Source organism: Moorena sp. SIO4A1 (assembly GCF_010672065.1).
GTDB lineage: Bacteria > Cyanobacteriota > Cyanobacteriia > Cyanobacteriales > Coleofasciculaceae > Moorena.
On sequence record NZ_JAAHHX010000308.1, the window covers coordinates 1 to 2,311 of the forward strand.

The following is a 2,311-nucleotide window of genomic DNA, read 5'->3' on the forward strand; positions in this document are numbered from 1 at the left end:
AACCCAACCAAAACGGTGAAATCTCTTCCTTTCAAGCTCTATCAACTGCCCTATCCGCTGGTGTTGGACTCGGTAGCATTGGCGGTGTTGCTTTTGCCATCAGTATCGGAGGACCAGGAGCTGCGTTCTGGATGACCCTTGCGGGGTTATTGGCCATGAGCAGTAAATTTGTAGAATGTACCCTGGCTCAAAAATATCGAGTGGTCAGACCGGACGGAACGATAGCTGGTGGTCCAATGTATTACATCTCGGCTGGTTTAGCCGAAATGGGATATCAAAAACTGGGCAAAATCGTGAGCATCGTATTCTGCATCTTGTGCATTACTGGGTCATTTGGTGGTTCGAGTATGCTTCAAGCTAACCAATCCTTGGAAATAACGGCCAGCGTAGTTCCCTGGCTGATCAATCGAGGCTGGTTTTATGGCTTAATTCTGGTTGCTCTAGTGGCATTGGTGATTATTGGTGGCATTCAACGTATTGGCTTAGTGGCTAGTACCATCGTCCCCGTCATGTGTGGGATCTACATTTTGGCATCCCTGTGGATTCTAATTGTCAATTTTTCCAGCATCCCATCTGCCATCGAAACTATTGTGACAGAAGCCTTCTCTCCCCAAGCCGTTGAGGGGGGTTTGATTGGGGCGTTAGTACAGGGATTAAGGCGTTCAGCCTTTACTAATGAGGCAGGTATTGGTACATCTCCTATTGCTCACGCCGCTGCCAGGACTCAGGAACCAGTGCGGGAAGGAATTTTAGCCCTACTCGAACCCTTTATTGTTACTGTGGTCGTCTGCAATATGACTTCTTTAGTAATAGTCATCACTGGGGTATACAAAAATCCTGAGTTTGCTAACTTCGGTGGTGCCGAAATGACCGCCGCTGCTTTTGGGAGTGTAATTAGTTGGTTTCCAATGCTCCTAGCCATTTGTGTGTTCTTTTTTGCTTTTTCTACCATGATTTCATGGAGTTACTACGGTGAAATTTCTTGGGATTATTTGTTTGGTTCGAGAACTTTAATTGTCTACAAAGTATTATTTTTGATCAGCATCTTTATTGGAACTTTGGCTAACCCAGAACCAGTGTTTAATTTCAGTGATAGTATGCTTAATGCTATGGCTTTACCTAATCTTTTCGGTGCCTACTTCCTCTGTGGCAAAGTAGTCACTGAACTCAAAGACTATATGGAGCGCTTGAATTCTGGGAAAATAGTTCCCGTAACTCAATCGCAAGCATTAAGGTGATGGGGTTGACAAAAATGGAAGAATGAGGTTTTACGGCTCAAAAGCCTGTTGAACAAAGACAGCCAGACTTCATCAAAACCCCCATCAAGGGATTTAATCAGAAGGTCGATCAGAAGTGATCGCAAAAAAGCGATCGCTTTTTTGCAAGCATATGCGCGTAGCGCACGCTACTTGATGTGCGGTCAGCGGTCAGCTTCAAATAAACCTCTTTTGGGAGAATTTAATAGTTCGAGATTTTATCGAATTGAAAGTCTAGGGAAAAGCCATTGGCCATTGGCCACGCTACTTGAGGTGCTTTGTGGCACAGGCTTTGGCCTTGGCCTAAAGGCCACGCTACGCGAATGGCCACGCTGTGCGAACAACGCTGGGACGTAACGGCCAATGGCTGATACCTGAATGCTTAGTTTAAAAATAAAATTATAGCACAACAATTACCGAATATACCAAATAATTAATAAATTGTATACTAGTTTACTGGTTGAATTACTATGCTATCAAATTTCGATCAAAGCTCCCGATTACCTAAAATTTTTTAATGATTTTTTCAAAGGCTGCGATTATACTCGGTTTAAGTACCAAATAGGTGAATTTTTTAATAAATTTTAACTTGATTTACTGGTTAAAATATAATGCTATCAAATTTAGACCAAAATCATCGATTTTATAACATTAATTAACGTTTATTTGGCTAGGGCAGTAATTATAGTATATTTATTTATTGTTGAATAATTAGTTTTTATTATATATAATATTATATATTTTTACCGGATTTTCGCAAATACCTAGTTCAGCTAAGTGCTTTCACAGTCTAGATTTAAGGTGATTTAGGCAGATCACATCTGGTCATTGCTCAAGGTATTTTTAATCACATTCCATCAAAAAAAAATTTTTGTGATGCAAAAAGTGTGAGATACTAAGCAAAGCGTGCATAAAACTTGCAGCACTAAAGTTTAAACTTCGATATAAGTGGAGCATTAATGAAATATTTGAGAGCAAATCGCTCCAAGGGCAGTCAGGATACTGGCTAGATTGGGAAGCGATTATTAAATGCGGTGACGGCGTCCTACTTACGA

Annotated in this window: 2 protein-coding genes; both read left to right on the plus strand. The window is 40.9% G+C overall.

Translation table 11 applies throughout. The features are described 5' to 3' along the window. The coding region (locus F6K53_RS37590) for an alanine/glycine:cation symporter family protein (RefSeq protein ID WP_293084756.1) at positions 1-1,238 on the plus strand (1,238 nt) is incomplete at its 5' end. A gap of 48 nt (positions 1,239-1,286) precedes the next feature. Next, a complete protein-coding gene (locus F6K53_RS37595; protein WP_293052823.1) occupies positions 1,287-1,613 on the plus strand; it encodes a hypothetical protein in 327 nt (108 codons plus the stop codon). The last annotated feature ends 698 nt before the right edge of the window (positions 1,614-2,311 follow it).